Consider the following 15,560-nt stretch of genomic DNA (forward strand, 5'->3'; position numbering starts at 1 on the left):
CGCGGGTTACCCGGCCGGATGTTTCCCGTCCGAAAAATGCCCGGCGGAAAGAGCCTGGGCGGCCAGCGAACGATGCAGATGGCTTCGCTGTTCGATGATGATCCGGCGCAGGGCACGCGGGGCGTCCGGGTGCTCTAAGAGCCAGCGGTCGGTGCGTGCCAGCACCGGATGGTGCTCCGGGTTCGCGGCTGCGCCCAGGTCCCGGACGCCAGGGTAGAGCCCGCGGACGATCCGGCTTGCGATTTCAATGCTCCGCTCCGCCCACACCGTTTGCAGGCACCCGAAGTAGGGCTCCACAAACGGGTCCAGGAGATCTTCGGAGGCGGTGTTGAACCCTGCGATGGTGGCGCTGAGCAGCTGGTTGGTGAGCGCCGTCCCGCGGACCGCCGCATCCCAGGCGGCGGCCTTGACGGCGGCCTCAGGCCGGGCGGCCAGCGCCGTGGCATGGCCGGCCCGTCCGGAGGCTGTGGTGTCCCTGGCCAGCTCGGCGTCGAGCTCCTGCTCCGTGGCCAGGCCGCGGGCCGCCAGCGCGTGCCACAGACTCCAGCGGAGCTCCGCGTCCACCGCCAGTCCGGGCACCCGCTCGCCGCCGTCCAGCAGCCCGCGGAGCAGCGCCGTTTGGCTGCCCTCGGTCCGGCTCACCGTGGCGAGGGTTCTGGCCCAGGCAAGCTGCTGGTCGGAACCAGGCTCCGCCGCGTACATTTCGCGTACAGCACGCTCGGCAAAGCACTTCCGCAGGCCTTCGCGTTCCGTGGCCGGCACGTACTGTTCAAGGGCCATGGTGGCGTTGCCCAGGATGTTCAGCAGGACGCCGATGCCGGACTCGGCGGAAGCAAACCGGAGCACGGCATCCACGTACTGTGAAGCGGGCACAATGCCGTCCCTGGCCGAGTTCCACAATGCGGACCAGCACAGGGCGCGGGCCATGGGGTCGCTGATCCGGTCCAGGGAAGCTCGGACGGTAGCCTCGGACACGGGGTCCAGCCGGACCTTGGCATAGCTGAGGTCCTCGTCGTTGACCAGGAGCAGCGCCGGGCGGGGCTTCCCGGACAGTCCTGCGACTTGTTCGGCGCCGCCGGTCAGGTCAGTCTCCACGGAATCAGTCCGGACCAGCATGCCGGCAGCGTCGAAGTTGTACAGCCCGATGCGCAGCCGGTGCGGGCGCGGCTCCTGCTGCCCGGTGACAGGGTCGGGGGCGTCCTGCAGCAGCGTGACCCGCTCGAGAACGGCCGTGCCGTCCGCCGTGCCAGCGGTTTGCAGTTCGGCGCTCAGCGTTGAGATGCCGGACGTCTGGAGCCACTGCCTGGCCCAGGTGGTGAGGTCCCGGCCGGAGGAGCCGGCCAGGGCGCCGAGCAGGTCCGCCAGCGTGGTGTTGCCGTACTCGTGGTCCCTGAAGTACTGCCGGGACCCGGCGATGAAGGCGTCGAAGCCGACGTACGCCACGAGCTGCTTGAGGACCGAGGCGCCCTTCGCGTACGTGATGCCGTCGAAGTTCTGCTTGGCCGCCTCGAGGTCCGGGATGTCGGCGACGATCGGGTGGGTGGTGGGCAGCTGGTCCTGGACGTAGGCCCAGGCCTTGCGGTTGTTCGCGAAGTTGACCCAGGCCGTGTCCCAGTCTGTGGCGCGGTCCACGCCGAGGGTGCCCATGTAGTCCGCGAAGGATTCCTTCAGCCACAGGTCGTCCCACCACTGCATGGTCACAAGGTCGCCGAACCACATGTGGGCCATCTCGTGCAGCAGGGTGTTGGCGCGGCCCTGGTACTGGGAATCGGTGGCACGCGAAGTGAACACGTAGTTTTCCGTGAAAGTCACCAGGCCTGGGTTTTCCATCGCGCCCAGGTTGTATTCGGGCACGAAGGCCTGATCGTACTTGCCCCACGGATAGGGGTAGTCAAACAGTTGGTTGAAGAATTCCAGTCCCTGCTTGGTGAGCCTGAACAGCTCTGCGGCGTCGAACGACGGTGCCATGGAGACCCGGCAGTAGAGTGCCAGTGGCACGTCAAGGCGGGTCCCGGCGTCGTCCGTCCTGCTCCAGTGGTCCTCGGCCTTGAAGTATGGGCCGGCCAGCACCGAGGTGATGTAGGTGGACATGGGCAGGGTGGGAGCGAAGTCCCAGCGGGCCGCTGCCGGGTCCTCCGCCAGCGGAAGGCGCGCTGCCTCGGCGCCGTTGGAGGCCACCTTCCAGCCGGCCGGGGCGGTGACGGAGAAGGTGAACCGGGCCTTGAGGTCGGGCTGTTCGAAGTTCGCGAAGACCCGGCGGGCGTCGGCCGGCTCGTACTGGGTATAGAGGTAGCACTGGCCGTCGGCCGGGTCGAAGAAGCGGTGCATGCCCTCGCCCGAGCTGCTGTAGAGGGCAGTTCCGGTGACCGTCACCTTGTTCTCGGCCTGGAGGTTGTCCAGCCGGATCCGTGCCCCGTCCACCATGGCAGGGACGGGCAGCTCTACGCCGTTGAGGACCACGCTGTGCACGTCCCCGGCGATGAAGTCCAGGAAGGTGGATGCCCCCGGCTGCGCTGCCGAGAAGGCGATGGTGCTGCGGCTGGTGTACCCCGCGGTCCCTGGATCCGGTGCCTTGCGGACGTCGAGCCAGACGTCGTAGCTGTGGGTGGTGATCAGGGCGGACCGCTCTGCCGTTTCGCTGCGCTGGAGATTCTGGTTCGGCACCCAGCTATTGAACCACGTGGCTATTGAAGCGCGGGGCTACTGAAGCACGGGGGCTATTGAACCACGTGGCTATTGAAGCGCGGGGCTACTGAAGCACGGGGCTACTGAACCATCAGCAGCGCGGCGGCCAGCCCGAGGACCGCGATCAGCAGCCACGCTGCGAGGGCGGCCAGCACGGCGCGTGCCCCAGTGTGCAGCAAGGTGCGGATTCGTACCGCCGATCCGAGCCCGAACAGGGCAGCGCCCAGCAGCACGTCCTGCAGCCCGGCTGCTGCCTCCAGCCATCCGGCGGAGAGCCAGCCGCTGGAGCGCAGCGCCACCATGGCGATGAATCCGACGACGAACAGCGGGACAAGCGGAGGCTTGCCGGCGATGCGGCCGCCGGCCCGGCTGCCGGCCTCCCGGCGGTGCCGGATCCGCTGTTCGGCCCCGGCCATGGCCACCATCGGCGCCAGGAGGATCACCCGGGTGAGCTTGACGACGACTGCGAGGGCCAGTGCCGCCGGACCTGCCGTTTGCGCCGTGGCCACTACCTGCCCGACGTCGTGCACCGAGGCGCCGGTCCAGGCACCGAAGGCCTCGGTGCTCAACTGCAGGGGGTGGACCAGCAGCGGGAGCACGCCGATGGCGAGCGTTCCGCACAGCGTCACGAGTGCTACGGGCAGGACGGTGTCCCGGTGGCTGATGCGCCGCACCGCGGCCATCGCACCGATCGCCGAGGCACCGCAGATGGAAAAGCCGGTGGCGATCAGTAGTGCCGTATCCGCCGGAAGCCGGAACACCCGGGAAATCCCGTAGGTGCCCGCGAAGCTGGCCAGCACCACCGCCGTAATGAGCAGGAGGGCCAGCCAGCCGAGGCCCAGCACGTCCGAGAGGCTCACCTTTAGTCCCAGAAGCACGATGCCGCCGCGCATCAGGTGCTTGCCGGCGAAGTCCAGCCCCGGCCGCGCGCGGCCGGCCGTCCACACCGCGGTACCGGGAAGGTTTGCCGCGAGCAGGCCCAGGACCACGGCCAGGGTCATGGCCGGAAGCACAGGAATGGCCGCATGGATTGCGAATGCGAAGGCAAGGGCGACGACGGCGGTCAGCAGGCCGGGCAGAATCCGGGTAAGGTTCTGATGCGTCATCCCGTGCAACTGCTCCGGCAGCGGCGGCGGGAGTCGGAAGTCTGGCACCTCCCAACCTTGCCGGACGTCGCCGCCAAAGACCAACCGGAAGTCCCGCCAACACGCCAGGGCGGGACGGGAAATGAATTCGCAACAAAAAGGTGGTTGGCTAATGACCATGTCTGACCTATTCCAGGATTACTCCGAGGCTGCCGGCCGCACCGGCGCCTACGACGAGATGTTTGCCCCCGGGCAAAAGGCACGCCAGTCGTATGGCCAGGTTGCGGGTGCCCTGCGGAAGCTGTCCCTGGCGGATGTCAGTGCACGGGCGGACTCGATGGCGAGGACGTTCCTGGACCGCGGCGTGACCTTTGACTTCGCGGGGGAGGAGCGCCCGTTCCCGCTGGACATCGTGCCGCGCGTCATCCCCTCCGACGAGTGGGACGTGCTGGAGCGAGGCGTCGCCCAGCGGGTGCGCGCCCTCGAAGCGTTCCTTAACGACGTCTACGACAAGATGACCGTGGTGTCCGACGGCGTGATCCCGCGGCAGCTGGTCACCACCAGCGCACACTTTCACCGCGCCGTGCACGGCTTCGAACCCGCGGGCGGGGTGCGCGTGCACATCTCCGGTATCGACGTGGTGCGCGACGCCGCCGGAACGTTCCGGGTCCTGGAGGACAACGTCCGCGTGCCCTCCGGCGTGAGCTATGTGCTGGAGAACCGGCGGGCCATGGCAAAGGGCCTCCCGGAGGCCTTCGGATCCCAGCTCATCCGCCCGGTGGAGGAATACCCGCGCCGGCTGCTGTCCGCCCTCCGTAAGACGGCGCCCTCGGGCGTGGACGACCCCACCGTGGTGGTGCTGACCCCCGGCGTCTTCAACAGCGCGTACTTCGAGCACACCCTCCTGGCTGGCCTGATGGGCGTGGAGCTCGTGGAGGGCCGCGACCTCATCTGCCGCGGCAACCGCGTGTACATGCGCACCACGGCGGGCGAGCAGCGCGTCGACGTCATCTACAAACGCATCGACGACGACTTCCTGGACCCGCTGCAGTTCCGGTCCGATTCCATGCTCGGCTGCCCCGGCCTGGTCAATGCCGCCCGTGCCGGTGGCGTCACCATCGCCAATGCGGTAGGCAATGGCGTGGCGGACGACAAACTGGTGTACAGCTACGTTCCGGACCTGATCCGCTATTACCTCGGTGAGGAACCGGTGATCGCCAACGTGGACACCTTCCGGCTGGAGGAAAAGGAAGCCCGCGAGCACGTCCTGGACCGCCTGGACGAACTCGTAGTCAAGCCCGTGGACGGCTCCGGCGGCAAGGGCCTGGTGATCGGTCCGGACGCGTCCAGGGACGAACTCGACGCGCTGCGCAAGCGCATCATTGCCGACCCCCGCGGCTGGATCGCGCAGCCGGTGCTCCAGCTGTCCACCGTGCCCACGCTCAGCGGCGACAAGTTCGGGCCCCGCCACGTTGATCTCCGGCCCTTCGCGGTCAACGACGGCGACGACGTCTGGGTGCTGCCCGGCGGCCTCACCCGCGTTGCCCTCAAGGAGGGATCACTGATCGTAAATTCCAGCCAGGGCGGCGGGTCGAAGGACACCTGGGTGCTGGCCGGGTCGCCGCAGGTGCCGGTGGAGCGGCTCCCGCGGCCTTCCGTCACCGTCCGCGAGCGGGTCTCCGTGTGGCCGGTCGAGAGCAACTGGCGCGACCGGCAGTCGGAACAGCAGCAGCAGCAGCAGATTTCTGACGCGCAGGAGGTACCCGCGAATGCTTAGCCGAATTGCCGAATCCCTGTTCTGGATCGGCCGCTACGTTGAACGGGCCGACGGTACGGCCCGTATCCTCGACGTCCACCTGGAGCGCCTGAACCACCTGCCCACGGAGGAGCGGCGCAGTGTTGCCCGCGAACTGCTCGGCGTCATGGGTGCCCGCCCGCAGAGCGAGGACTTCGGGCTGGAGGAACTGCTCCACGCCCTGGCGTACGACAAACACAGCGCCACCTCGATCGCAGGGTCCCTCGGCGCTGCCCGCGAGAACGCCAGGCGTGCCCGCGAGACGGTGTCGTCCGGCCTCTGGGAGAGCCTGAACACCACCTACTACGGGCTGAACCAGCACCGCAAGGACGTGGTGGGCACGTACCGCTTCTGCCACTGGGTGCTGGAGCGCACCGCCATGGTCAGCGGCCTGGCCGACACCACGGTCAGCCACGACGACAGCTGGCTCTTCCTGGCGCTGGGCCGTTCGCTGGAACGGGCCGACATGACCGCCCGGATGCTCTCCACGCGGGACGTCCTCTCCGCAGGCATGTCCTGGGTGAACATGCTCCGCTGCGCGGGTGCCTACGAGTCCTTTCTGCGGACCCGCCGGGCCGCGTTCGGCGACCAGCATGCGGCCGAGTTCCTGCTGCTGGACCGGCTGTTCCCGCGCTCCATCGTCTACGCCCTGCGCGACGCCGACGAGTGCCTGGCGAAGCTGGACCCCTCGGCCCAGCGCGTCGGCTTCATCAACGACGCCCGCCGCATCGTGGGCCAGGCCCGCACCTTCCTGGAGTTCCACCGCACGGACGACCTCATGTCCGAACTTCCGGAGCACATGGAGCGCGTGCAAAAGGCCGTCGCGCAGGCGTCCGACGCCATTTCCCGTAAGTACTTCAATCAGGCGGATGAACTGGCCTGGGTGGGAGAAGTTTCATGACCCGGCTGAGCATCGTCCACAGGACCGGCTACAAGTACAAGCGGCGCGTCACGCTTTCCTACAACGAGGCGCGCATGACTCCGCTGACGGACCCGCAGCAGGTGGTGCTGGAGTCCTCCATGAAGGTCACGCCGTCGCAGGCTGCCGTCAGCAGCTACCGCGACTACTGGGGCACCCGGGTCACGGCGTTCGACATGCAGATGCCGCACGAGCACCTGGAAGTCCTGGCCACCACCACGGTGGAGGTCCACCGGGCGGTACGTGTCCCCTCGGAGGCGGATATCGTGGGCTGGGACGACCTCGCTTCCCCCGAGACGACCAACCAGTTCAGCGACTGGGTGCCGCAGTCACAGTTGACCGGTCCGGGGGAGGAGGTCCTCGGCATCATCCCCGGCGTGGTTGCAGGCAAGAACCCGCACGAGGCCGCGATGGCCATTTTCGCCTGGATGCGCGGTGAGATGACCTACATGAAGGGCAGCACCGGCGTGACCACTAACGCCGAGGAAGCCTGGGGTCAGCGCCAGGGCGTTTGCCAGGACCTGGCCCACCTTGCCATCGGTGCCCTGCGCAGCCGCGGCATCCCGGCCCGCTACGTCTCCGGTTACCTGCACCCGCGGTCGACGGCGGACATCGGCGAGACGGTGGCCGGACAGTCCCATGCGTGGCTGGAATGGTGGGACGGCGAATGGCGCAGCTGGGATCCGACCAACCACAAGCCGGCCGGTGACTTTCACGTGACGGTGGCCCGCGGCCGGGATTACCGGGACGTACCGCCGCTCAAGGGCATCCTGTCCGGCGGGGGCGGCTCCGACCTCAGCGTAAGCGTCGAGATCACCCGCCTGGCCTGAGCCGGGGGCAGATCATTCCGGCGCGGACCGGACTGCGCCGCTGAGCTGGGTCCACCAGGTGAGCGGCGGCGTGACCTTGAAGCGCCTGCCGGTGACCGAGTCGGGTGTGATGCGGACGAAGTGGTCCTTCTGGCCTGCCTGCCAGGGGAAGAGGTAGAGGCGCGCAGAATCGAGGATTTCCTCGGTGCTCTTGAGGGCTGCAGCTTTCCCCTTGACCACCACGCTCCAGGCCATGCCTGATTCGGCATCCACTCCGTCGGCTTCCAGTGCCACTGGTGATTCCCCGAGGGCGCCACCAAGTTTGGTGCCCTCAGCCGTGCGGAACACCAGCGTACCGTGGTCCACGGTGTAGTTGAGCGGGAAGATGTCCGGGTGGTCCTCCACCCAGACGGCCAGCCTGCCCACCGAAACCTGGCGGAGCAGGTGCCAGCACTCGCTGGAATCCAGGTGTTCGACGGACTCGTGGGATGCTGCGGCAGGCTGCACGTCGGTCATGGACCTGAGCCTACGCCGCAGCCGCTGGACCCGCCAGATCGCTCCCAGGCTACTCGAAAGCCGCCCTGCGCTGGTCTGCCAGCCGGGTACTCCAGATGTGCGGGACTGCCACCCTGAAGCGGCGGCCGGTCAGCACCTGCAATGACAGGCGGACATAATGGGATTTGTCGCCAGGCTCCCACGGCTCCAGCCCCAGGGCGTCCGCCGCCGCCTGCTCCACATCGCTGTCCACGATGGCCGTGGTGCCGCGCCCCACGACGCTCCAAGCCTCCTGGCTGTCTGCGTCGTAGCCGTCGATCTCAAACGCCGCGGGCGTCTCCTTGCTGGTTTGCCAGAGCTTGGTGCCTGCGGCGGTCCGGAAGACGATGCTGCGGTGCTCGACGACGAAATTGACCGGAAAGATTTCCGGGTGCCCGTCCACGATGAAGGCGAGTCGGCCCACCACTGAAGTGCTCAGCAGGTCCCAGCACTCGTCGAAGGTTAGCTTGCCGTCCTGGGGTGCGCTGTTCATGGACCCATGCTACGGAACGACCGCAGCTGCCGCGAGGCCCCGGGCCCGCCGGTTCACCAGGGGCTGGGCTTGTAGTCCTTCAGGAACACCCCGTACTGGTCCTCGCCGTTTTCGCCCATGACGATCGGGTCGTAGACCCGGGCCGCGCCGTCAACCAAGTCCAGCGGCGCGTGGAAGCCTTCCTCCATCAGCCGGACCTTGGTGAAATGCGGGCGTTCGTCGGTGATCCAGCCGGTATCGACGGCGGTCATGAGGATCCCGTCGGTTTCCAGCATCTCTTGGGCACTGGTGCGGGTCATCATGTTCAGAGCGGCCTTGGCCATGTTGGTGTGCGGGTGGCCGGGTCCCTTGTACGCCCGGGAGAACTGGCCCTCCATCGCGGAGACGTTGACGATGTACTTGCGGCGCGCAGTTGAGCGTTTCATGGCGTCCCGCAACCGGCTGACCAGCAGGAAGGGCGCGGTCACGTTGCACAACTGCACCTCGAGCATCTCCAGCGGGTCCACCTCGTCCACCACCTGTGTCCAGCTGTTGATGGTGGCGAGGTCCGGGACCAGGCCGCCGGCGTCGATGGCCGTTCCGGCGGCGATCCGTTCCAGCGAAGCCGAACCGGTTGACAGGGCAAGGGACGTGACCGCATCCCCGGCCAGGACCGGGTGCTCGGTGACGCTGCTGGCGATCGCGAGCGGGTGCTTGTCGTGCGCGTGGCCGAAGGTGACGAGTTCAGGCCCCCCGTTGGCTGCCTCCAGGGCGGCCGGGAGCGGCTCGTCCTCGGCGTCGACAAGCGGCTTGTAGGCATTGCCGGAGCGTCGCACTGTCTGGGCTGCATTGTTGATGATGATGTCCAGCGGCCCGGCGGCATTGAGGTCATCGGTGAGGGCCATGACCTGCGAGGGGTCGCGGAGGTCGATGCCCACGATCTTCAGCCGGTGCAGCCATTCCCCGCTGTCCTCCATGGCGGCGAAGCGGCGCGCGGCGTCCTTGGGGAAACGCGTGGTGATGGTGGTGTGTGCGCCGTCCCGCAGCAACCGCAGGGCGATGTACATGCCGATCTTGGCGCGGCCGCCGGTCAGCAGGGCACGCCGGCCGGTGAGGTCGGTGCGGGCATCGCGCTTGGAATGGCTGAACGCCGCGCACTCGGGGCACAACTGGTGGTAGAAGGCGTCCACCTGGGTGTAGTGCTGCTTGCAGATGTAGCAGGGCCGGGACCTGATGAGGTGGCCGGCCACCTTTCCCGTGGCGGACGGTGCCAGCTTGTTGCCGCGCGTCTCGTCGTCGATCCGGTCAGGCGCGGCGGTGGCGGTCTGTGCAAGCACGGCGCGGTCCGCTTCCGCGATCAGGTCGCGCTTGGTCACCCGCCGGTGCCGCTTCACGGCCTTGAACATCTTGCCGGTGGCGCGGCGCACCGAGACGTAGTCGGGGTGTTCCTCGTCGTAGACGTGGATGGTGTTCAAAACCTTGAGGCAGGCCTGAATCTCTTCAGGCGTCAGATCGGCGGAGCTCATTGATCTGATTTTACAGCCTGTGGAGCGTCGGACCTGCCTCAGGGCGGTTGCCGGAGCCGGACTAGGAACGGATGGCCTGCTGCTTCGAGGAGTCGACGCCGGCGGCGGCAGCCTGAACCTTGCCCACCTGTTCAACGGAGCTGCGGACCTCGGGCCAGTTCTCCGTGGCGGCCCTAACGGCATCGGGGACCAAATGCAGGTTGGCCGCGGACAGTGCACGCTCGGCCTCGTCCGGTTCGGGGACGGCCTGGTACTTGGACAGCACCGTGATGCCGGAGTCCGTCACCTTGAAGCCCCGGGCGCGGTCCAGCTCCGGATCCAGGCCGATGGCGGCACCCGCAGGGACCCTGACGTTCTTGTCGATGATGGCCCGGCGCACCACAGCGCCCTCACCAATGTGCACCTTGTCCATGAGCACCGAGTCGATCACCCGGCTGGCCGAACCGACGTAGACGTCGTTGGACAGCACGGAACCTTCCACGATGCCGCCGGAGATGACCACGCCGCTGGCCACGATGGAATCGAGGGCCGTTCCCACGGTGTTGTTCTCGCCGCGGACGAACTTGGCGGGCGGGGAGATGCTCTGCCGCGTGTAGATCGGCCATTCGGAGTTGTACAGGTTGAAGACCGGCAGCGGCGAGATCAGGTCCATGTGCGCATCGTAGAAGGAGTCGATGGTCCCCACGTCACGCCAGTAGGTCCGGTCCCGCTCGGTGGAGCCGGGAATGTCGTTGAGGGTGAAGTCGTACACCCCGGCCTGCCCCTGGTTCACGAAGTAGGGGATGATGTCCCCGCCCATGTCGTGCTTGGTGTCCAGCCGCTCCGCGTCAACGTGAAGCGCGTCCACCAGGGCGTCAGCGTCAAAGACGTAGTTGCCCATGGAGGCGAGGAACTGGGTGGGGTCTGCTGCCAGCCCGGGGGTGGAGGCAGGCTTCTCCACGAACGCGGCGATCTTCTGCGGGTCTTCCGGGTCCACCTCGATGACGCCGAACTGGTTAGCCATGTTCAGCGGCTGCCGGACGGCGGCCACCGTGGCCTTGGCGCCGCTCTTAACATGCTGTTCGACCATCTGGAAGAAGTCCATGCGGTACACGTGGTCGGCACCGACCACGACGACGATGTCAGGGTTGGCGTCATGAATCAGGTTCAGGGACTGGTAGATGGCGTTGGCACTGCCCAGGAACCAGCTCTTGCCAACGCGCTGCTGGGCCGGAACGGAGGCCACATAGTTCCCAAGCTGGGTGGACATGCGCCACGTCTCGGAGATGTGGCGGTCAAGGCTGTGGGACTTGTACTGCGTGAGCACCACGATCTGCAGATACCGGGAGTTCACCAGGTTGGACAGCGCGAAATCGATAAGCCGGTAACTGCCGGCAAAAGGCACGGCAGGTTTGGCCCGGTCTGCCGTCAGCGGCATGAGCCGGTTTCCCTCGCCTCCGGCTAGGACAATGGCCAGGACTTTCTTAGTTGACGGCATGGTCGCTCCTGTACACCTTCGTAACTCCCCAAAAATCCGGTTTGTCCGGACTTTCTTCACACTAGAACAGTTCCACCGTAACGACTACCTTGGGTAACGTGCGAATAGACATTGTGACTAAAGAATTCCCGCCGGAAATCTATGGCGGCGCGGGCGTCCACGTAGCCGAGCTGAGCCGGGTCCTGGCCCAACATGTCGACCTTCAGGTGCGTGCGTTTGGCGCGCCCCGGGACGCCGACTACCATGGCGCCGCCGTGACCTCCTACTCGGTGCCTGAGGATCTCGGCGCGGCAAACGCCGCCGTGCAGACCCTGGGCGTGGACCTGCGCATCGTCCCCGACGTTGCCGGCGCGGATCTGGTGCATTCGCACACGTGGTACGCGAACATGGCCGGCCACCTGGCATCGCTGCTGCACGGCATTCCGCACGTGCTCAGCGCCCACAGCCTGGAACCGCTGCGGCCCTGGAAGGCCGAGCAGCTGGGCGGCGGCTACGCCCTCTCCTCGTGGGTGGAGAAAACCGCGTATGAGGCGGCGGCCGCCATCATCGCCGTGTCCGAGGGCATGCGCCAGGACATCCTGCGCAGCTACCCGGAGGTGGACCCGGCCAAGGTCAAGGTGGTGCACAACGGCATCGACGTGAGCCTGTGGAACCGCGACGAAAACGATGACGTCATCCGCACCCTGGGCATCGACCCTGCCCGCCCCAGCGTGGTGTTCGTTGGCCGCAACACCCGGCAGAAGGGTGTCCCGTACCTGCTGCGTGCGGCCGCCAAGCTCCCTGCCGACGTGCAGCTGGTCCTCTGCCTTGGCGCGGCGGACACGCCGGAACTTGCAGCGGAGACCGCCCGGCTGATCGAGGAGCTGCAGAGCCAGCGCAGCGGCGTGGTGCTGATCGAGCGCATGCTTCCGCGCAACGAGCTGATCCAGGTCCTGAGCCACGCCACAGCTTTCGCCTGCCCCTCCATCTACGAACCGCTCGGCATCGTGAACCTCGAAGCGATGGCCTGCGGCGCTGCCGTGGTGGCCAGCGCAACCGGCGGCATCCCCGAGGTGGTCAACCACGGCGAGACCGGCTTGCTGGTGGACCTCGAGCAGGTGACCGACGGTACTGGCACCCCGCTGGATCCGGAGAAGTTCGTCAGCGAGTTCGCCGCGGCCCTGACCGAGGTTGTGTCCGACCCGGACCGCGCCCGCGCCATGGGCCAGGCAGGCCGCAAGCGCGCCGAGGAGCACTTCTCCTGGGAGTCGATCACCCAGACCACGCTGGACGTCTACCGTTCCGTCCTCAGCTAGCGTCAGCTGATACAAACAGATATAGCGCCCGACGGCGGGGACCTCCTTTGTGGGTCTCCGCCGTCGGGCGTTGTGCTGTTCAAATATCTGGCTGAACCGGGGCTACGACCGCAGTGCCCCCTGGCCGGGCTTGCGGGCTTAGGGAACGGTCGGGGACGGGCGGGAACTGCTGTACTTCTCCGAGACGGGGGCTGTCCCGGAGGCACGCTGCAGCCGGTAGTACTCGCGTGCTTCGTCCTGGCGGACCTTTTCAGCGCCGGTGGCGATGGCGGCGCGCAGGTGGGCCGGGCCGTAGCCGAAAGCGTCCACGAGGTCCAGCGCGTGCGGGCGCAGTTTGACCAGGAGCCGGTTGATGTACCCGCCCACGGTCCGTGCCCGCTGCATGGAGAGCCTGCCGTTCATCAGGTACCACGAGAGGTTGTTCTCGATGAGGGACAGCCCGAACAGGTCGCGGAGCCACGTCAGCACGGTCCTGGTTCCCGGATCGGTGACCCTGCCCAGCGCCTCGGTGAAGGCCTCCCACTGCAGGAGTTCGGCGTGCGCCCGGGCGGCATCGATGAGCTCGTCCTGGTGTTGGTTGAACAGGGCGGACGCTTCGCGCTGCGGCAGCCGGTTGGCGCCCCTGAGGGCTGCGGCTGCTTCGGCAACCATCGTCTGGACCCGGTCGGTGAGCAACGCGCGCTGGCTTTCCTCGTCGCGAAGGGCAATGGCCGCCTTTTGGACGGAGCCGTTGTCGGCCATGAACTGCGCCACCTGGCGAAGGCCCGTGCGGTGGACGGCGGTGCCGGCAGCCTGGTTGACCACGTACCGTGCCAGCACGCCGAAGTTGGCACTGCGGAATTCCTTGGCGTAGTCGGCCAGCAGCCGCTTGGCCACGAGCTGCAGCAGGACGGTGTTGTCGCCCTCGAACGTGACATAGACGTCCAGGTCCGCACGGAGCGAGGCGAAGCGGTTCTCAATCAGGAACCCGGCTCCGCCGCAGGCTTCGCGGCATTCCTGCAACGTGTCCAGGGCGTGCCAGGTGCTCAATGGCTTCAGCGCCGCGGCCAGGGTTTCCAGGTCCTGGCGGTCCTCGTCGGAATCGTGGGCGCCGGAGAAGACGTCATCCAGCTTTTCGAGCAGCTGGTCATGCGCGAAGCCGGCGGCGTATGTGGTGGCCAGCCGGGTGAAGAGCCGCCGCTGGTGCCGCTGGTAGTCCAGCAGCACCTCTTCCTCGACGGGTGACGATGCGTTGAACTGCCGCCTTTCGGTTGCGTAGGTTATGGCCGTCTTCAGGGCGAGCTTGGAGGCGGCGACGGCGGCGCCGTCCAGGCTCACGCGGCCCTGAACCAGCGTGCCGAGCATGGTGAAGAACCGCCGCCCGGGGCTCGCGATGGGGGAGGTGTAGTTGCCCTCGGCGTCCACGTCGCCGTAGCGGTTGAGGAGGTTGGTGCGGGGGACGCGGACGTGGTCGAAGTGCAGCCGGCCGTTGTCGATGCCATTGAGCCCGCCCTTCACGCCGTCATCCTCGCCGCCGATCCCCGGCAGGAATGCCTTGGTGGCGGGGTCGCGCAGGTCTACGTAGAAGGCGTGGACGCCGTGGTTCACCCCGCGCGTCACCAGCTGGGCGAACACCACGGCGCCGAGGCCGTCAATGGCCGCGTTGCCGATGTAGTCCTTCCAGGCGGCGCGGAACGGGGTGTGGATCACGAACTCCTGCGCGTCCGGATCGTAGGTTGCCGTGGTGGCGATGCTGGCGACGTCCGAACCGTGTCCCGTTTCGGTCATGGCGAAGCAGCCCGGGATGTCCAGGTTCATGATGCCCGGCAGCCACTTCTCGTGGTGTTCGGCCGTGCCCAGGTGCATCACGGCCGAGCCGAACAGGCCCCACTGCACGCCGGCCTTGATCTGCAGGGAGGGGTCTGCGGTGACCAGTTCCGCAAAGCCTGCGATGTTGCCGCCGTGGTCGTCGGACCCGCCAAAGCTGGCGGGGAAGGCACGGTGGACGGCGCCGCTGTCCACAAGGTGCTTCAGCTGTCCGAAGGTGCGCGCCCGGTGCTCTGTGTGTGTGAGGCCTTCCGTTTTGTGGAGCTCCTCGCGTGCGGCCAGTTCACGCGCCTGCCGGCGGACGTCTGCCCACTTGCCCAGGAGCAGCTCACCCAGAGCGGCGACGTCGACGGCGGGCAACCGGCCCGCCGTCGGCGCGGCTGCTGTAGGGGTGTTTGTTGCCTGGCGGTCAGCTACTTCAGTCATGTCGATCCCTTCGTTGGTATTGACAGGTTCCGGTGCTATTGAATGTCCGTGAGTTCCGGCGCGATGCCGACGCACAGCCAGTCGGTGATCTGGCGTGCCATGGTTTCCTGGTCCGGCTTGGCCGGGGAGTCGGGGCTTGCCAGCCACTGCTCGCCGGCGTTGCGGACCAGGCCGATGGCGGCATTGGGCCAGTAGCCGATGATGGACTCCTTGCCCTCGCCAAGGTGGGCCCGCATGGGCGTGGCGATCATGTCCGCGATGGCATCAAAGAAATGGCCCAGGGCGCCGGCCGTCGTGATCGAGGTGGGGCCGCCGTCGGGCTCCGCAGCAGAGTACCGGGTCACAAACGTGTAGACGTTGGGGCTGGTTTCAGCCATCTGGAGGTAGGCCGAGACCATGGCGAACAGGCCCTGCCGGGGCGTCTGCGCACTCTGTGCCGCCTCCTTGATGCGCTGCTGCATCTGTCCCAGCACCACTTCCCCCACTGCCTGCTGCAGACCGGCCTTGTCGCCGAAGTACCGGTAGAACACCGACTTGGATGTGCCGGCTGCGGCGGCAATGTCCTCCATCGATGCGTCACTGCCGAGCGTGTGCACCGCCCGCCGGGCGGCCTTGATGAGTTCGCGCCTGCGCTCTTCCCGGTGCCCCTGCCAGCGTGAGGCGCGGCCGTCAACGGCTTCTGAGGCGGGGTCCGGCGACGCGGTCGGGGGAATCAAGTTCACGATACCCAG

At 67.3% G+C, this 15,560-nt stretch carries 12 protein-coding genes; 4 read left to right on the forward strand and 8 right to left on the reverse strand.

Going from position 1 to position 15,560, the window contains the following annotated elements; all coding sequences use genetic code 11:
• Positions 1-6: 6 nt before the first annotated feature.
• Positions 7-2,664 carry an aminopeptidase N gene (pepN, locus tag AC5RWD_RS17615; protein ID WP_494021248.1) on the reverse strand — a complete coding sequence of 886 codons (2,658 nt, stop codon included), beginning with the start codon at positions 2,662-2,664 and terminating at the stop codon, positions 7-9.
• 101 nt (positions 2,665-2,765) lie between these two features.
• Entirely contained in the window at positions 2,766-3,791 is a 1,026-nt protein-coding gene (locus tag AC5RWD_RS17620; protein WP_494021249.1) for a YeiH family protein, read from the reverse strand.
• A 157-nt stretch (positions 3,792-3,948) separates the two neighbouring features.
• Between AC5RWD_RS17620 and AC5RWD_RS17625 the strand changes: the two genes are divergently transcribed.
• Genes AC5RWD_RS17625 through AC5RWD_RS17635 form a run of 3 tightly spaced genes read left to right on the forward strand, consistent with a single transcriptional unit; the run spans position 3,949 to position 7,314 of the window.
• Entirely contained in the window at positions 3,949-5,547 is a 1,599-nt protein-coding gene (locus tag AC5RWD_RS17625; protein WP_494021250.1) for a circularly permuted type 2 ATP-grasp protein, read from the forward strand.
• Positions 5,540-6,466, forward strand: coding sequence for an alpha-E domain-containing protein (locus tag AC5RWD_RS17630; RefSeq protein ID WP_410558287.1), 927 nt, complete (start codon positions 5,540-5,542; stop codon positions 6,464-6,466). Before AC5RWD_RS17625 ends, AC5RWD_RS17630 begins: the two co-directional genes overlap by 8 nt.
• The gene (locus AC5RWD_RS17635) at positions 6,463-7,314 is read left to right on the forward strand and encodes a transglutaminase family protein (protein ID WP_494021251.1); all 852 of its coding nucleotides are present in this window, start codon (positions 6,463-6,465) and stop codon (positions 7,312-7,314) included. Before AC5RWD_RS17630 ends, AC5RWD_RS17635 begins: the two co-directional genes overlap by 4 nt.
• A 12-nt stretch (positions 7,315-7,326) precedes the next feature.
• On the opposite strand, the gene AC5RWD_RS17640 is transcribed toward AC5RWD_RS17635, so the two are convergent.
• The 4 genes from AC5RWD_RS17640 to glgC form a co-directional block, all read right to left on the reverse strand.
• Positions 7,327-7,809 (reverse strand): pyridoxamine 5'-phosphate oxidase family protein, encoded by a 483-nt coding sequence (locus tag AC5RWD_RS17640; RefSeq protein ID WP_494021252.1) that lies wholly within the window; start codon positions 7,807-7,809, stop codon positions 7,327-7,329.
• Positions 7,810-7,858: 49 nt separating this feature from the next.
• Positions 7,859-8,320, reverse strand: coding sequence for a pyridoxamine 5'-phosphate oxidase family protein (locus tag AC5RWD_RS17645; RefSeq protein ID WP_494021253.1), 462 nt, complete (start codon positions 8,318-8,320; stop codon positions 7,859-7,861).
• A 53-nt stretch (positions 8,321-8,373) separates the two neighbouring features.
• Positions 8,374-9,825, reverse strand: coding sequence for an SDR family NAD(P)-dependent oxidoreductase (locus AC5RWD_RS17650; protein ID WP_494021254.1), 1,452 nt, complete (start codon positions 9,823-9,825; stop codon positions 8,374-8,376).
• Between the two features lie 61 nt (positions 9,826-9,886).
• Positions 9,887-11,302 (reverse strand): glucose-1-phosphate adenylyltransferase, encoded by a 1,416-nt coding sequence (glgC, locus tag AC5RWD_RS17655; protein ID WP_494021255.1) that lies wholly within the window; start codon positions 11,300-11,302, stop codon positions 9,887-9,889.
• Between the two features lie 98 nt (positions 11,303-11,400).
• Here glgC and glgA point away from each other — a divergent pair, with 98 nt between their 5' ends.
• On the forward strand, positions 11,401-12,597 hold the full coding sequence (glgA, locus tag AC5RWD_RS17660; protein WP_494021256.1) for a glycogen synthase: 1,197 nt from the start codon (positions 11,401-11,403) through the stop codon (positions 12,595-12,597).
• Between the two features lie 138 nt (positions 12,598-12,735).
• On the opposite strand, the gene AC5RWD_RS17665 is transcribed toward glgA, so the two are convergent.
• The gene (locus AC5RWD_RS17665) at positions 12,736-14,829 is read right to left on the reverse strand and encodes an acyl-CoA dehydrogenase family protein (protein ID WP_494021257.1); all 2,094 of its coding nucleotides are present in this window, start codon (positions 14,827-14,829) and stop codon (positions 12,736-12,738) included.
• Between the two features lie 35 nt (positions 14,830-14,864).
• Positions 14,865-15,551 (reverse strand): TetR family transcriptional regulator, encoded by a 687-nt coding sequence (locus tag AC5RWD_RS17670; protein WP_494021258.1) that lies wholly within the window; start codon positions 15,549-15,551, stop codon positions 14,865-14,867.
• Positions 15,552-15,560 lie beyond the last annotated feature (9 nt).

This window comes from Arthrobacter sp. CMU6, from assembly GCF_059090205.1.

What these genes read in the sequence shown, in the direction of transcription:
- AC5RWD_RS17645 (WP_494021253.1), bottom strand. Translation starts at nt 8,320, where the DNA reads ATGAACAGCGCACCCCAGGACGGCAAGCTAACCTTCGACGAGTGCTGG.
- AC5RWD_RS17650 (WP_494021254.1), bottom strand. Translation starts at nt 9,825, where the DNA reads ATGAGCTCCGCCGATCTGACGCCTGAAGAGATTCAGGCCTGCCTCAAG.
- AC5RWD_RS17640 (WP_494021252.1), bottom strand. Translation starts at nt 7,809, where the DNA reads ATGACCGACGTGCAGCCTGCCGCAGCATCCCACGAGTCCGTCGAACAC.
- AC5RWD_RS17620 (WP_494021249.1), bottom strand. Translation starts at nt 3,791, where the DNA reads ATGACGCATCAGAACCTTACCCGGATTCTGCCCGGCCTGCTGACCGCC.
- AC5RWD_RS17665 (WP_494021257.1), bottom strand. Translation starts at nt 14,829, where the DNA reads ATGACTGAAGTAGCTGACCGCCAGGCAACAAACACCCCTACAGCAGCC.
- AC5RWD_RS17635 (WP_494021251.1), top strand. Translation starts at nt 6,463, where the DNA reads ATGACCCGGCTGAGCATCGTCCACAGGACCGGCTACAAGTACAAGCGG.
- AC5RWD_RS17625 (WP_494021250.1), top strand. Translation starts at nt 3,949, where the DNA reads ATGTCTGACCTATTCCAGGATTACTCCGAGGCTGCCGGCCGCACCGGC.
- AC5RWD_RS17630 (WP_410558287.1), top strand. Translation starts at nt 5,540, where the DNA reads ATGCTTAGCCGAATTGCCGAATCCCTGTTCTGGATCGGCCGCTACGTT.
- glgC (WP_494021255.1), bottom strand. Translation starts at nt 11,302, where the DNA reads ATGCCGTCAACTAAGAAAGTCCTGGCCATTGTCCTAGCCGGAGGCGAG.